This is a genomic window from Azonexus sp. MM2026_4 (assembly GCF_055901855.1).
The window spans coordinates 2,452,351-2,466,590 of the sequence record NZ_CM148380.1; the positions used below are offsets into that span (position 1 = coordinate 2,452,351).

General features: G+C 67.3%; 15 protein-coding genes and 1 riboswitch. Of the genes, 6 read left to right on the top strand and 9 right to left on the bottom strand.

All coding sequences use genetic code 11. The features are described 5' to 3' along the window. Positions 1-4 precede the first annotated feature (4 nt). The 7 genes from AC0KWY_RS11575 to AC0KWY_RS11605 form a co-directional block, all read right to left on the bottom strand. Positions 5-1,360, bottom strand: coding sequence for a type II and III secretion system protein family protein (locus AC0KWY_RS11575; protein WP_474025645.1), 1,356 nt, complete (start codon positions 1,358-1,360; stop codon positions 5-7). Further along, positions 1,357-2,247, bottom strand: a complete 891-nt coding sequence (gene cpaB / locus AC0KWY_RS11580) for a Flp pilus assembly protein CpaB (RefSeq protein WP_474025646.1) — start codon at positions 2,245-2,247, stop codon at positions 1,357-1,359. The genes AC0KWY_RS11575 and cpaB overlap by 4 nt, the downstream gene beginning before the upstream one ends. A gap of 61 nt (positions 2,248-2,308) precedes the next feature. Next, positions 2,309-2,740, bottom strand: a complete 432-nt coding sequence (locus AC0KWY_RS11585) for a TadE/TadG family type IV pilus assembly protein (RefSeq protein WP_474025647.1) — start codon at positions 2,738-2,740, stop codon at positions 2,309-2,311. A gap of 15 nt (positions 2,741-2,755) precedes the next feature. After that, a complete protein-coding gene (locus AC0KWY_RS11590) occupies positions 2,756-3,235 on the bottom strand; it encodes a prepilin peptidase (RefSeq protein ID WP_474025648.1) in 480 nt (159 codons plus the stop codon). Between the two features lie 48 nt (positions 3,236-3,283). Then, complete coding sequence (locus tag AC0KWY_RS11595; protein WP_474025649.1) at positions 3,284-3,448, bottom strand: Flp family type IVb pilin; 165 nt, start codon at positions 3,446-3,448, stop codon at positions 3,284-3,286. A gap of 74 nt (positions 3,449-3,522) precedes the next feature. Beyond that, positions 3,523-3,888: a response regulator gene (locus AC0KWY_RS11600; RefSeq protein WP_474025650.1), complete on the bottom strand. Its 366-nt coding sequence runs from the start codon at positions 3,886-3,888 to the stop codon at positions 3,523-3,525. Beyond that, the gene (locus AC0KWY_RS11605; protein WP_474025651.1) at positions 3,885-6,086 is read right to left on the bottom strand and encodes a PAS domain-containing sensor histidine kinase; all 2,202 of its coding nucleotides are present in this window, start codon (positions 6,084-6,086) and stop codon (positions 3,885-3,887) included. The genes AC0KWY_RS11600 and AC0KWY_RS11605 overlap by 4 nt, the downstream gene beginning before the upstream one ends. A 182-nt stretch (positions 6,087-6,268) precedes the next feature. On the opposite strand from AC0KWY_RS11605, the gene AC0KWY_RS11610 reads away from it, so the two are divergent. From AC0KWY_RS11610 to AC0KWY_RS11635, 6 genes are all read left to right on the top strand, one after another. Further along, positions 6,269-6,481, top strand: coding sequence for a hypothetical protein (locus AC0KWY_RS11610; RefSeq protein ID WP_474025652.1), 213 nt, complete (start codon positions 6,269-6,271; stop codon positions 6,479-6,481). A gap of 49 nt (positions 6,482-6,530) precedes the next feature. After that, positions 6,531-6,737 carry a hypothetical protein gene (locus AC0KWY_RS11615; RefSeq protein ID WP_474025653.1) on the top strand — a complete coding sequence of 69 codons (207 nt, stop codon included), beginning with the start codon at positions 6,531-6,533 and terminating at the stop codon, positions 6,735-6,737. A gap of 59 nt (positions 6,738-6,796) precedes the next feature. After that, positions 6,797-7,012, top strand: a complete 216-nt coding sequence (locus AC0KWY_RS11620; protein ID WP_474025654.1) for a hypothetical protein — start codon at positions 6,797-6,799, stop codon at positions 7,010-7,012. 165 nt (positions 7,013-7,177) lie between these two features. Continuing rightward, the gene (locus AC0KWY_RS11625) at positions 7,178-8,446 is read left to right on the top strand and encodes an HlyD family secretion protein (protein WP_474025655.1); all 1,269 of its coding nucleotides are present in this window, start codon (positions 7,178-7,180) and stop codon (positions 8,444-8,446) included. 28 nt (positions 8,447-8,474) lie between these two features. Continuing rightward, the gene (locus tag AC0KWY_RS11630) at positions 8,475-10,631 is read left to right on the top strand and encodes a peptidase domain-containing ABC transporter (protein WP_474025656.1); all 2,157 of its coding nucleotides are present in this window, start codon (positions 8,475-8,477) and stop codon (positions 10,629-10,631) included. Next, a complete protein-coding gene (locus tag AC0KWY_RS11635; RefSeq protein ID WP_474025657.1) occupies positions 10,628-12,064 on the top strand; it encodes a TolC family protein in 1,437 nt (478 codons plus the stop codon). The genes AC0KWY_RS11630 and AC0KWY_RS11635 overlap by 4 nt, the downstream gene beginning before the upstream one ends. Here the strand turns inward: AC0KWY_RS11635 and AC0KWY_RS11640 are convergent. Both AC0KWY_RS11640 and AC0KWY_RS11645 read right to left on the bottom strand, forming a co-directional pair. Further along, entirely contained in the window at positions 12,057-13,745 is a 1,689-nt protein-coding gene (locus tag AC0KWY_RS11640; RefSeq protein WP_474025658.1) for a two-component system response regulator, read from the bottom strand. The genes AC0KWY_RS11635 and AC0KWY_RS11640 overlap by 8 nt on opposite strands. Positions 13,746-13,798: 53 nt before the next feature. Beyond that, on the bottom strand, positions 13,799-14,038 hold the full coding sequence (locus AC0KWY_RS11645; protein ID WP_474025659.1) for a hypothetical protein: 240 nt from the start codon (positions 14,036-14,038) through the stop codon (positions 13,799-13,801). Positions 14,039-14,132: 94 nt separating this feature from the next. Beyond that, positions 14,133-14,212: riboswitch (cyclic di-GMP riboswitch) on the bottom strand. Positions 14,213-14,240: the final 28 nt, after the last annotated feature.

Here is a 14,240-nt window from a genome sequence, read left to right on the forward strand (position 1 = left end):
CGGCTTACCTGGAAAATCCGGTGTAGCGGGTATTCACATCCTGATCGGACAGCAGCCAGTCGCGCCACAGCCCGGATTCGCGGTTGGCCAGTTCCTCGCCCGGCATCGGCCCGAGGTCGGTGCCCGCCGCCAGCGGCCGCACCAGGCGCGGCGTGACGATGAACAGCAGTTCCTTGTCCTCGCGCGACAGGCTGATGCTCTTGAAGAAGGCGCCGAGCAGCGGCAGGTCGCCGAGGCCGGGAATCTTGTTCACGTTGCGCATCATTGCCTGGCTGACCAGGCCGCCGATGACGAAGCTCTCGCCGTTGCCCAGTTCGATGCTGGTGGTCGCCCGCCGCGTGCTCAGGCTGGGGACGCTGACGCCGTTGATGGTGATGCCGTTCTCGAAGTTGAGGTCGCTGACTTCCGGCGCCACGGTGAGTGCGATGCGGTTGTCGGCGAGCACGGTCGGCGTCACCTGCAGGCGGATGCCGTAAGGCTTGTACTGGATCGTCGTCTGCCCGAGCGCCTGCGGCACCGGCACCGGAAACTCGCCGCCGGCGAGGAATTCGGCGTCGCGGCCGCTCTGCGCGACCAGCGTCGGCCGCGCCAGGGTGCGGGCGAAGCCGTTGCCTTCGAGGACGCTGACGACACCGAGCAGGTTCTTCTTGGCGTTGCCGACCAGCAGGTTGAGCGCCTGGTTGATCGGCAGCTCGGCTTCGGTGCTGATCGCGCCGTTGCTCATCTGCACCTTGCTCAGGCTGCCCGGCGCGTAGCTGCCGAAAGTGAAGCCCGACTTGTTGGAAAGGATGCTGAGACCGGCCTTGTTGAGGATCTTGCGGCTGAACTCGACGACCCGGACGTCGATCTGCACTTCGCCGCCGAAGCCCATGACGCTGCGGTTGACCACCGCCGGCTTGGCGTCGCCGGCGCCGCGCGCCGCGTATTCGCGGGCGACGGCCTGCGCCGCCAGGTCGCTGGCGGTGCCTGACAGCACGGCAAGGTCGCCGGCCGATTTCAGTTGCAGCTCGCCGGCGCCTTCGGGCGGCAGCGCCACCCCCTTGTTGACGCGCAGGAGATAGCTGTCCGCCGTCTTTTCGCCGCGCAGCCAGACCATCAGCGTGGTGACGCCCGGCTGGTTGCCCTGGATCACGAACTGGCGGCTGCCGATCACCTTGACCGCGGCCACCGCTTCGTTGCCGACGGCCAGCCGGCTGACCGTCTTCGGCGTATCGACCAGACGCTGCCCGCCGGCGGCGAGTTCGACTTCGCCGGACGCCGGCAGGGCTTCGCCGATGGCCGCCGGCGCGGCCAGCAAGATCGGCAATGCCAGCGCCAGGCTGGCGGCCAATTGAAGGTAGCGGAAACTCGTCTTGTTCATTGCCCAGCCCCATTCCGATTACTGACCTGCACGCTGGCCTCCTTGAGCCCGTGCATCACCTTGACCGTCGGCGCCGCCGCCACCGGCCTGGCCGCCGCACCGGCTGCCGACTTGGCCGGCAGCGGCTGGGCGCCGACCTTGCCGGCCAGCTCGCGCAGGCTGACCGCCTGCGCCGGCACCGACAGCAGCGCGGCGGGCGCCGCCGCTGCCGAAGCCTGCGCCGTTGCCGGTGCTGCCGCGGTTGCCGGCACCGCGGCATCGAGCGGGCGTAGCGCGAGCAGCAGGCGGCCGGCCTCGGCGGCCAGCGCCAGCCGGTCGACATCGGCCAGCGGCACGGCGAGGACGGCGGTACGTGGGGTGTCGGCGACATTGCGCATGGTGCTGCCGGTCTTTTTCGCTTCCGGCGCGTCGAGCCCGCCGAAGGCCAGGATGCGCAACCCGGACAGCAGCAGGCGGGCGTGACTGTCGGCAATTTCTTCGTTGTTGCGGCGGAAGGTGGCGAAGACGTTGACCAGGTCGCCCGGCGCCAGCCGGTTGCCGACGGCGACCACTTCGTCAACCTTGATCGCCACTGCCCGCTCGCCGGGCTGCAACTGCTTCAGCGACGGCGTCGCCGGGCCTTCGATGCGTTCGGCGAGCAGCGGCTCGCCGGCAGCCAGGTTGACCGGCACCGTCTTGCCGAGCACCGCTTCGACCGCCGCGTAGCTACCGGCCGGGCGCGACGGGAAAGCCATCAGTTGCAGGTGTTGCGCCGTCAGCAGCGTGCCGGCGGGAATCCGCTGCGCGGCCACCACCACCTGCTGCATCGGCGCCGGCTGCTGCGCCGCCATGTCCTTGCTGAGCACCCATGCATACGCCGCCAGCCCGATGGCCGCGACGATCAGCAATGCCCCCACTATCCTTTGCGTCTTGCCCAATTTGCCTTACTCCCTGAGGACTCCAAAGCAATCAATAAACCGCGTCGAGCTGCACCATGGCCTGCCCGGTCAGCCGTTCCGGCAGCGCGACGCCCAGCGCCGGCAGTGCGGGAACCAGCGGATTGGCGGCGTAGTCGTAGGCCAGTTCGACCTTCAGGCAGACGTAGGGGGTCGCCGCGCAAAGCGCCGCGCTGACCTGCGGCTCGGGCGCCTTGTCGCCGAGCCAGGCGAGGTTTTCGGCGGCCACCGTGCGAGCCAGCTCGACGCGCGCCGTGACGCCGCCGACATCGCGCACCGCCGCCCGCGCCCCTTCGTTCGCCGCCTGCACCAGGGAGTGCTTGACGGCGAAAATGACGCCGTAGGCGACGATGCCGTACATGACGATGAAAAACAGCACGAACACCAACGCGAACTCGATGACCACCGCACCGCGCTGGGCGCTCCGACCAGCCCTCTGTGACACCATGCACTCCCCTGACTACGGCAGCACGAACCCGAGATCCAGCCACCCCCACAACTGCGGCAGTAGCGCCACCGCCAGACAACTTCCGTAGGGAATCCGCCCCTGCAAGACGCCCGCCACCCGCGACCCCGGCAGACCGCCCGACTGCAGCAGCAGCAAGGCCAGCCCTCCCGCCAGCAGCGAGCCGCACAACAAGGCCCCGGCCAGCAGCGGCAAACCGCCCAGCCAGCCGATGACGGCCAGAAACTTGACGTCTCCCGCCCCCATCCAGCCCGCCGCATACAGCGGCAGGAAACAGAGCAGCGCCGCCACCGAAGCCACTGCCGCATCGAGCGGCGAGCCGCCGAAAGGCATCGCCCCGCGCACCGCCAGATGCACCACCCCGAAAGCAAAACCAAACACCAGCCAGGCGTTCGGCAAACGCCGGTGACGCCAGTCGGCAAAGGCCAGCACCCCCGCCCAGAAGCTCAACAGCAACTGTGCTGCCAGCGACACGCGTTCGGTCTCAAAAAGTAGACAGGGCGTCAGCGCAAGGCCGGCAAATCAGGGCAGGGCGGCCTTGATCGAATTAAAAACGGCTTTCAGCTTGGTACCGACCTCGGTGACCGAAAGAATGATCGCCACCGCGATCAGGGCGGCAATCAGACCGTACTCGACGGCAGTTGCACCTTCTTCATCTTTAACGAATTTCTTGATCGAATCCCACATGACACGCTCCATAAAATTTTCAAAAAAATATGATTTATTCATTTGCTGCAATTATTCACCTTCCAGCATAATTGTCAAGCCCCGACTTCCTTGAGCAGTTGAGCCGGACTGAAGGGCTTCACCAGGTAGCGATCCGCCTGCGCCTGGTAGCCGCGTTCGATATCGCTTTTCTGGCCGCGGGCGCTGACCATGATCACGCGCGTCGCCCGGGTCAGCGGGTCCTGCTTGATCGCCTGGCAAATCTGGTAACCGTTGACACCACCGGGCAGCATGACATCGAGGATCAGCACGTCCGGCTTGAAGCTGCGCGCCGCCAGCAGCGCCTCCATGCCGTTGGCGACCTCGCGCAGTTCGAGCCCCAGCGGCTCCAGCGTCAGGCGGATCAGCAGGCGCAGATCGGCCTGATCCTCGACGATCAACACCCGCTGCAAGGGCTTCACCGCGCGCCCCCGCCAGCTTCGCCCAGGGCATCGGCGACCGGCAGCCAGAGGACGACGGTCGTTCCCTGCCCGGGCGCGCTGACCACCTCGATGTCGCCACCGAAAATCGTCATGTATTCCTTGACCAACGACATGCCGAGGCCGGAACCGAGGATGGCGCCGCTCGGGTCGGCGCGGTAGAAGCGCTCGAAGATACGTGCGCTCTGCTCCGGCGTCATGCCGATCCCGGGGTCGCTGATGGCGACGCCGATCCGCGCCGTCTCCGCTTCGCCGCGGCGCAGCGCGTTGACCCGGATGACGCCGCCGCCCGGCGAATATTTGACGGCGTTGCTCAGCACGTTGATCAGGCACTGCTGGAATTTCTCGGCGTCGATCCTGACCTTGGGCAGCTCTTTCGGCCAGTCGAACGCCAGCTTGTGGGTCGGCGCCGGCACGTACTGCGCCGCCACCGCGTTGAGCACCACCGGGGTGATCTCCTGGACCTGCATCTTGAAGCTCTTGCCGCCGCGCGCCTCGATCCGCGACAGGTCGAGCAGCTCGTTGACCAGGTTGATCAGGTTGCGCGTCTGGCGGTGGATGCGTTCGAGCAGGTCGCGCTGCATGGCCGGCTCGAACTCCCGCGACAGCAGCAGTTCGGAGAAGCCGAAAATGCTCGCCATCGGCGTCCGCAGTTCATGCGCCGCGGTCGACAGGAAATCGCTCTTCATCCGGTCCACCTCGCTTTCGCGGGTGATGTCGCGCAGGTAGATGACGCGGCCGTGGATGCCGCCGGCGCCGTCGGGAATCAGCCGGGCCAGCCAGCGGATCACCGTCTTGCGCGGACGTTCCAGCTGGAGCAGGCCGTCGGCGCCTTCGTCGACCCCGGCAAAACCCGGCGACCCGCCACCCAGTTGGGCGATCTGCAGGTCGAGCTCGGCCAGCGGCCGGCCGACCACCAGCCCGGCCGCCAGCCCGGTCATGCCGACGAAGGCGGGGTTGACGAAGCTGACCCGCCCCTGATCGTCGGCAAAGACGAAACCGTCCGGCCCCAGGGTGAGGATCGCATCGCGTTCGCGATTGCTGCGCAGCAATGCCGCCTCGCTCGCCTTCTGCGCCGTGATGTCGCTCAGCACGCCGGCCGCCGACGCCGCGCCGGCCGCCGGCGTCGCCCGCAGATGGAGGGCGAACCAGCGCCAGCTATCGTCCCGGCAGCGCAGGCGCAGCTCGCAGGCAAGATCGCCGGCGCGCCCTTCGGCCAGCGCAGCGAAGAAAGCCGCCACACTGTGACGCTCATCGTCGTGCACGAAGCTCGCCAGCGGCTTGCCGAGCGCCTCGTCGATGCGGTGCCCGGTCAGCTCCTGCCAAGCCGGGTTGAGAAAACTCAACCGCCCCTCGCCATCGCTGCGCAGGATCACCTGGGTCACGCCTTCCACCACCGAGCGATAGGCTTCCCGGCTGCTCAGCAGTTCGGCCTGCGCCGCCTTGTGCGCCGAAACGTCGGCCAGCGCGCCGATCATGCGCAGCACCTTGCCGCTTTCGTCGCGGCTGGCAACGCCGCTCTGCTGCACCCACAGGTAGTCGCCGCGCTTGTGGCGCAGCCGGTGCTCGCAGAGGAAGATTTCGCTGCGCCCGGACAGGTGCTCGTCGAGCGCCGCCGTCACCTGCGCCAGATCGTCCGGATGAACCCGGGTCAGCCAGGTCTCGGCGTGCCCCGGTGTCTCGTCTTCGGCAAAACCGAGCAGGGTCTTCCAGCGCGGCGAGTAATAGATGCGGCCGCTGTCGAGCTGCCAGTCCCAGACGCCGATGTCGCAGCCCTGCAGGGCGATGCGCAGCCGCCCCTCGCTGTCGGCCAGGCGCCGCCGCTCTTCTTCCAGGCGCTCGGCCGCCCAATCGACGCGCTGCGCCAGCCGGCCGAGCGGCGCCCACGATGCCAGCCCGGTGCGCGCCGCCGACTCGCCGTCGCCGAGCCGCTGCAACACCCGCTCGATCCTGGCCGCCCGCCAGAACACCAGAAGAGCGAAAAGGACGCACAGGGCGAGGAGCAGGAAGCTGGCAATCATTGCATCAGGATAAGACAAAGCCGCCGCTTCGTGCACCTCGCCCTCGGCCAGCGCGGCGCCGGCATGAATGGCGAGGGTTGACAGCGCCGGGCGAGCGAAGCGGCGGCATCGCCGGGACAGCCGATTTTCACTTTTTACATCGCTCTTATGCAAATTCACGAAAACCCTCTGAGCAAGATTGCAATTCCGCATAATTTGATTATCATGTCGCAACAATTTGCATTGTGCATTGTTTGTACTGATTTTGAAACCCAAATGTGCATAACTGCAAAACAGGATTGTCTACGGGCAATGCATGCCACCCGGTGTGGCGTTTTTCAATCAGTCAAGGAGTAACAAACATGGCAATTCAAGAACTTGGCAAGACCGAAATCGAAGCCGTCTCCGGCGGCACCCTGACCCTGGACCTGCATGCCGACGTCGGCAGCCTCCTGGGCGGCATCCTGAGCCCGGTGCTCGGCCTCGTCGGCGCTCTGGTCGCCCCGACCTTCAGCCTGGTCGGCGGCCTGCTCGGCGCTGTCACCGGCCTGCTCGGCGGTCTGCTGAGCCGCTAAAAAAACAATTCACCTTCACCAGTTTTCGTTCAACACAAGGAGTAGCAACGTGGCAATTCAAGAACTCAGCAAGACTGAAATCGCTGCCGTTTCCGGCGGCGCCCTGGATCTCAGCGGCCTGCTCGGCGGCATCCTGAACCCGGTGCTCGGCCTCGTCGGCGGCCTGTTGACGCCGGTTCTCGGCCTGGTCAGCGGCCTGCTCGGTACCGTCACCGGTCTGCTGGGCGGCCTGCTCGGTGGCCTGCTGGGCAACTGATCGCGTCATTTCGATCTGACGAATAGTTTCGACGTTACGAAAATCCAAGGAGTAGCAACATGGCAATTCAAGAACTCAGCAAGACCGAAATCGCTGCCGTTTCCGGCGGCGCCCTGGACCTCGGCGGCCTGCTCGGCGGCATCCTGAACCCGGTCCTCGGCCTGGTCGGCGGCATCCTGACGCCGGTGATCGGTCTGGTCAGCGGCCTCGTCGGCACCGTTACCGGCCTGCTCGGCGGCCTGCTTGGCGGCCTGTTCGGCGGTTCCTGCCAGTAATCCGCCCCGGCAGCGCGGGGCGGGCCCTGAACGACCTGCCCTCTCCCGCCTCGCGCCTGCCCTCCCGAGAGCTCTCCTGACGAATTCCCGGCGCCTTCAGTGGCCTCGATTTCGGCCGCCCCGAAAAATCCCAACAGCATCACGCGCTCAACGACTTCATCCAGCATGGCCCACCAGCCCCTGTTCAGACGCGCCGCGCTCGACGCGCAAAAACCCAAGTCCTGCGGCGAAATCCTGCTCGTCCGCCCGCTCAGTTACCGCCTGCTGAGCCTGGCCGCCCTCGTCTGCACGCTGGCCATCGTCGCCTTGTTCACCTGGGGCAGCTACACCAAGCGCAGCAGCGTCACCGGCCAACTGGTACCAAGCGCCGGCCTGCTGCGCATCTATCCGCCGCAGACCGGCATCGTCGGCAAGAAGCTGGTCGCCGAAGGCCAGTCGGTCAAGGCCGGCGACACCCTCTACCTGATATCCAGCGAACGCCAGAGCAGCACCCTGGGCTCGGTCTTCGCCAGCGTCAGCGAACAGCTCGGCGCGCGCAAGGAGTCGCTGACCGGCGAACTCGAACGCACCCGGCAACTGCAGCGCGAGGAGCAGGAAGGACTGACCCGGCAGGTGGCGGCGCTGCGCAGCGAACTGGAGAAGATCGACAGCCTGCTCGAAGGCCAGCGCGCCCGCGTCGCCCTGGCCGAGGAAACCAGCGGCCGCTACCAGTCGCTGCTGGAGCAGGACTACATCTCGCGCGAACAGCGCCAGCAGAAACGCGAGGAACTGCTCGACCAGCAGACCCGGCTGAAGAGCGTCGAGCGCGAGCAGATCGCCCTGCGCCGCGAACTCGGCATGCGCCAGGAAAGCCTCGCCGCGCTGCGCCTCAAGCACGCCAACCAGTTGGCCCAGATCGAACGCGTCATTTCCTCGACCAGCCAGGAACTGAGCGAAAGCGAGGGGCGCCGCATGCTGGCGATCACGGCGCCGATCGACGGCACCGCCACCGCGGTGGTCGCCGAAGTCGGCCAGGCGGTCGATGGCCGGCGCCCGCTGCTCAGCATCGTCCCCGCCGGCAGCCGGCTCGAAGCGCAGTTGTACGCACCGAGCCGGGCGGTCGGCTTCGTCCGCCCGGGTGCCCAGGTGCTGATGCGCTACCAGGCCTACCCCTACCAGAAGTTCGGCCACGCCCGCGGCACCGTCGTTTCGGTGGCGCGCACCGCGCTGCCCGGCAGCGAGATTTCCAGCCTGCTGGCACCGGGCGTCGAAGCCCAGGGCAGCGAGCCGCTCTACCTGATCAGCGTCGCCCTCGAACAACAGAGCATCAACGCCTACGGCGTCGCCCAGCCGCTGCAGGCGGGCATGCTGCTCGAAGCCGATGTCCTCCAGGAAAGCCGCAAGCTCTACGAGTGGGTGCTCGAACCCCTGTTCAGCCTGAGCGGCAAGCTCTGATCGTCCGTCACCTCACTTCCGGTCTCCCATGTCCTTCCTCGACAACGTTTCCTTCGGCCTGCGCCGCAAACTGCCGCTGATCCTGCAGACCGAGGCGACCGAATGCGCCCTCGCCTGCATCGCCATGGTCGCCGGCTACCACGGCCTGCGCACCGACCTCGCCACGCTGCGCCGCATCTTCCTGGTCTCGATCAAGGGCAGCACGCTCGGCCACCTGATGCAGATCGCCCACTCGCTGAAGCTGACGACGCGGCCGGTCAAGCTGGAACTCGAAGACCTGCCGCAACTGCGCCTGCCCTGCATCCTGCACTGGAACTTCAACCACTTCGTCGTGCTCAAGGCGGTCGAGCGCAACACGGTGACCATCCACGACCCCGCCTTCGGCCTGCGCAAACTGAGCCTCGACGAGGTCTCCGGCCAATTCACCGGCGTCGCCCTGGAACTGTGGCCGAACCCCGAGTTCAAGCCGCTCAGCTTCCGCCAGCGCATCCGCCTGCGCGACCTGATGGGCCACGTCACCGGGCTTTTCCGCTCGCTCGGCCAGATCCTGCTGCTCGCCGTCTCGCTCGAAATCTTCGCCCTGGTCAGTCCCTTCTTCCTGCAATGGGTGATCGACAACGTCGTCGTCTCCGGCGACCGCGACCTGCTGACCACGCTCGCCCTCGGCTTCGGCCTGCTGATGCTGCTCCAGCAGGGGATCGGCACCCTGCGCTCGTGGGTCATCATGCACATGTTGACGACGCTCAACCTGCAATGGCGGGCCAACATCTTCAGCCACCTGCTGCGCCTGCCGGTCGATTACTTCGAGAAACGCCACCTCGGCGACGTCGTTTCCCGCTTCAGTTCGATCGACGTCATCCAGAAGACGCTGACCACCGCCTTCGTCGAAGGCATCCTCGACGGCCTGATGACCATCGTCACGCTGGTCATGATGTTCATCTACAGCCCCTCGCTGGCGTGGATCGCGGTCGGCGCCATGGCGCTCTACGGCATCGTCCGCTGGCTCTGGTACCGGCCGCTGCGCAACGCCACCGAAGAACAGATCATCCACGCCGCCAAGCAGCAGAGCCACTTCCTCGAAACGGTGCGCGGCGTGCGCAGCATCAAGCTGTTCCAGCGCCAGGAGGAGCGCCGCTCGACCTGGCTCAGCCTGTTGGTCGACCAGATCAACGCCGACCTGCGCAACCAGAAGCTGCAGATCTTCTACCGCCTGATCAACGGCATCCTGTTCGGCGTCGAGCGCATCCTGGTCATCTGGCTCGGCGCCAGGCTGATCCTCGACGGCAACTTCACGGTCGGCGCGCTGATGGCGTTTTCCGCCTACAAGGACCAGTTCGATTCGCGGGTCAGCGCCCTGATCGACAAGCTGGTCGACCTGAAGATGCTGCAACTGCAGGGCGAGCGCCTAGCCGACATCGTCCTCGCCGAGGCCGAGCCGGGTGGCGCGCCGCTGGGCGCGACGGCGCCAGTGGCGCCGGCAGCCTCGATCGAATTGCGCGGCCTGCGCTACCGCTACGCCGACGGCGAACCCTGGGTGCTCGACGGCATCGACCTGCGCATCGCGCCCGGCGAATCGGTCGCCATCGTCGGCCCGTCCGGCTGCGGCAAGTCGACGCTGATCAGCGCCATGCTCGGCATCCGCACGCCGAACGAGGGCGAAGTCCTGGTCGGCGGCGCCAGCGTCGCCCAGGTCGGCATCGAGGCGCTGCGCGGCATGGTCGGCACCGTCCTCCAGGACGACGTCCTGTTCGCCGGTTCGATCGCCGACAACATCAGTTTCTTCGATCCTCGTCCGGATTTCGCGCGGATCGAGGAATGCGCGAAGCTGGCGGCGATCCACGACGACATCCAGGCGATGCCGATGGCCTACAACACGCTGATCGGCGACATGGGCGCCGCCCTTTCCGGCGGCCAGAAGCAGCGCGTCCTGCTCGCCCGCGCCCTCTACAAGCAACCGGCGATCCTCTTCCTCGACGAAGCCACCAGCCACCTCGACATCTCCTGCGAAAAGCGGGTCAACCAGGCGATCAAGCGGCTCAACATCACCCGCGTCATCGTCGCCCACCGCCCGGAAACCATCGCCAGCGCCGACCGCGTCATCGTCCTCGACGCCGGCCGGGTGCTGCGCGACCTGCCGGCGGCGCAACTCGACCTCGGCCGCATCGCCAGCGGAGGTGGCTGGTGAGCCTGCGCCGACTGACCGGCCTGCTCGCCGGCATCGCCCTGGCCGGCGCCGCGCTGGCAGCAGCGCCCGACCCGTTCTCGACCGAAGCGCGCACCGCCGCCAGCGCCAGCCGCGCGCTGGGCGACGAGAGCGAAGCCAATCCCTGCCAATTCGGCCCGCTGCCGACGCCGCTCGAACTCACCGAAGCGATCGAACGCGCCCTCTGCCAGAACCCGCAGACCCGCGCCGCCTGGGGCGAAGCGCGCACCCAGGCGGCCCTGCTCGGGGTCGCCCGCGGCGCCTACCTGCCCAGCGTGGCGGCCAGCGTCAGCTACCTGGCGCAGAAATCGAGCAGCGCCTACGAGGGCAAGTACGCCGTGCTCGACGCCGAAACCCGGCCGCGTACCCGCGCCGGCAGCCTCAAGCTGAGCTGGACGCTGTTCGATTCCGGCCTGCGCGCCGCCAACACCGACCAGGCCAGCGCCCTGCTCGACGCCGCCAACGCCAGCCACGACCTGACGCTGCAACGGGCATTGCTCGATGCCGCCCAAGCCTATTTCGACGTCCAGATGGCGCAGGCGCTGCTGCGCGCCGCGCAAGCCGCCGAGACGGCGGCCGGCAAGAGCCACCAGGCGACCGAGGCCAAGTACGCGGCCGGCGTCGGCGCCCTGACCGACAAGCTGCAGGCGGCGGTCGCCCTGTCCGATGCCCGCCTCAAGCGGGTCACCGCCGAAGGCGAGGTGCAGAACGCGCTGGGCAGCCTGGCCACCGCCCTCGGCCTCTCGCCGGACACGCCGCTGCGCCTGCCCGAGCGCGAACTCAAGCTACCCGGCCCGGCGCCGCGCAGCGTCGGCGATCTGTTCGAGGACGCACGCAGCCACCACCCGGCGCTGCTCGCCGCGCGCGCCGAGCTGCAGGCGGCCGAAGCGCGGGTCCGCGCCACCCGCGCCGAAGGCCGGCCGACCCTGGTGTTTTCCGCCGAAGCGAGCGAGCGCCAGCAGGACAAGCACATCCCGATTTCCGGCTACCCGCCGACCGGCGCCGTCTTCCGCGACAGCGCGCTGGGCATGCAGTTGAGCATCCCGCTGTTCGAAGGTTTCGGCCGCGGCTACAAGGTGCGCGCCGCGAGCAGCCAGGTCGAGGTCAGGGCGGCCAAGCTGAACCAGCTCGAACAGCAGGTCGCCCTCGAAGTCTGGAAGAGCTACCAGGCGCTGAACACCCGCCAGGAACACATCGAAGCCGCCAGCACCCTGCTCGACAGCGCGCGCCGCTCGTTCGAGGTCGCCGAAGGGCGCTTCCGCGCCGGCGTCGGCAACATCCTCGAACTGCTCAGCGCGCAGAGCGCCGTCGCTTCCGCCGAACAGCGGCGCATCGAAGCCTACGCCGGCTGGCAGGGCGCCCGCCTGAAACTGGCGGCGAGCATCGGCCGGCTCGGCCTGTGGGCGATCAGGTAAGCCCAGGCGGCGGCGCGGCCAGCGCCAACTGGTTGCGGCCGCGGTGCTTGGCCTCGTACATGGCGGCGTCGGCGCGCTTGAGGACAGCGTTGACGCTCTCTTCCGGGGCGCCGGAAAACAGCGTCAGACCGATGCTCGGCGAGCTGTCGTAGCGGCATTCGCCGAGCCGGTAAGGCTGGCCGAGGGCGAGCAGGATCTTGTGGCCGACCGCCTGCGCGTGCTTCAGGGCGATTTCCTCTTCCGCCGAGAGCAGCGGCAGCATGACGATGAACTCGTCGCCGCCCAGGCGGGCCACCGTGTCCATCCGCCGCACGCAGGCCTGCAGGCGATGCCCGACCTCGATCAGCAGGAGGTCGCCGAAATCGTGGCCGAGGCTGTCGTTGAGCTCCTTGAAGCGGTCCATGTCGATGAACATCAGCGCGCCGAGCGACGCCTGGCGGCGGTTCTGGACGATCGCCTGTTCCATGCGGTCGACCAGCAGGCGGCGGTTGGGCAGGCCGGTCAGGGTGTCGAACAAGGCCAGCCGCCGGTATTCCTCCTCCAGCCGCTTGCTCTCGGAAATATCCTGGAAGGCGCCGACCAGGCGCAGCGCCGCACCGTCGGCGGCGCGCTCGACGACCTTGCCGCGATCCATGACCCAGAGATAGTTGCCGCTGGCGTGGCGAATCCGGTATTCGATGGCGAAGGACGGCGCCCGCTCCAGGCAGGCGGCGACGGCGGCAGCGTGCGCCGGCCGGTCGTCGGGATGGATCAGCGAACTGACGGAAGCGATTTCGTGCTCGTGCGCTGCCTCGTCCAGCCCCAGGATGCGACTCCAGGCGGCGTTGTGGCGGGCCGTCGCGCTGCCCACCTGCCAGTCCCAGATGCCTTCGCCGGTGGCATCCATGACGTGGCGCAACCTTTCCTCGCTGTCGCGCAGCGCCAGCTCGGCCGCCTTCTTGGCGTCGATGTTGCGGTAGGTGCCGACCAGCGACTGCCGGTTGCCCGACTTGCCGTAGATGTTGAACCACTTCCAGGCGCCCTTCAGCGTGCGTAGCCGGACGTCGGCCTCGAAGGCCGGACGCTCGCCGGCCAGGTAGGCCGCCCGCGCCTGCTCGATGACGGCGCTGCAATCGGCGTGCGCCAGCGCCGCCCAGCCGGCGACCTCGCCCGCCGCCTCGCCGTTGGCACAGCCGAGCGGCTCGCTCCAGCCAGCGGCGACGCGCACCTGGTCGCTCGCCAGGTCCCAGGACCACAAACCCTGGTCGGCGCCGGCCAGGGCCAGCGACAAATGGCGCTGCAAGCGGACGCGGTGCAGGATGTTGGCGATGCGCAAACGCACCAGGTTGGGCTTGAACGGCTTGGTGATGTAGTCGTCGGCGCCCATTTCCAGCGCGCTGCACTCGCTCGCCAGGTCGTCCATGGCGGTCAGGAAGATCACCGGCGTGCCGTTGAACGACGGCAGTTTCTGCAACTCGGCCAGGGTCTCGAAACCGTTCATGCCCGGCATCAGCAGATCGAGCAGCACGAGGTCGAAGCGCCGCTGCGGGAAGATTTCCAGCGCCTGCGCCCCGGACTCGGCGGTCACCACCTCGTAATCGATGCCGAGCGCCATCTCCAGTAGTTGCAGGATGGCCGGCGTGTCATCGACCGCCAGCACGCAAGCCTTGTCGTCATCAAGCAGGAGGTTTCTGAAAGGCACGCTCGGTCCGCCACTTTAAAAGTGAATTAACGCCGCAAAAATGATACGTCATACTAAAGGCGAGTCAGGGCAAAACTCAAGCTCTGCGTGAGCGGCCCGAACAGGTCTTCAATTAGACCGCCGTATAGCGGCACCCACTGACAGACCAGAATCAGCAGCGCAAGTTTCAGGATCAGTCCCGGCAGGTAGCGACTCAGCCAGACGCTGGCCGGTGCGGGCGCGCAAGCCGTCGTCCGACGGCGATAAAGACCGTGCAGGGGAGTGGGAGCGAAAGCCTGGTGGTTCTTGATCATGATCTTTCCTTTGCCTTGATACGTTGGAAAGACCATCACGCGAGCGCCCGTTGGAGTTTTCGGGCAGGTCCCGGCAGATGGCCGAGATCTTGGGCTGGGCAACCCCGCTATCTGACAAGCGCCAGACCGGAGGCTTTGCGTCCCTGCGTCGCCGCAGGTTTGCCGTTGATCACGACTGCATGCTAGATCGCAAATACAGGCA